The following is a 416-nucleotide window of genomic DNA, read 5'->3' as shown; positions in this document are numbered from 1 at the left end:
AGGCAGGCGAGCGCCGCGCCCCGCACGGCGCTCGTGCTGTCCGAGCGCGAGACCGATGTGCTGCGGCGCATCAGCCAGGGCGAGAGCAACAAGGAAGTCGCGCGCACACTGTCGATCAGCCCCAGCACGGTGCGCACCCACGTGGAGAGCATCTTCCGCAAGCTCGAATGCTCGACGCGCGCGGCGGCAACGCTGAAGGCGTTCACCCTCGGGCTGCTCTAGCGTCGACGGCAACGGCAACTTCGGCCGCCTGCGCCTTGCCGGTGCAAGTCGAACCGCGCCGCGCGCATCTGTCACAATCCTGCCTATGAGCCCCGGCGGCGCGTCCGCCGGAGCATGCCAGACAGGACAGAAGGACGATGCCTTATCTCGGAATTGGTTTTCACGTCATCGTGGCGCTGTATTTTGCCGTCCAC

At 66.6% G+C, this 416-nt stretch carries 1 protein-coding gene; it reads left to right on the top strand.

Annotated features, from left to right (window positions below; translation table 11 throughout):
* A partial coding sequence (locus tag AC1DO7_RS41545; RefSeq protein WP_477117613.1) for a response regulator transcription factor occupies positions 1-222 on the top strand: 222 nt, incomplete at its 5' end.
* Between the last annotated feature and the right edge of the window lie 194 nt (positions 223-416).

The organism is Cupriavidus sp. 05N40, assembly GCF_056397305.1.
Note: the sequence above shows the minus strand (reverse complement) of the source record. Positions and strands in the feature narration are given on the sequence as shown.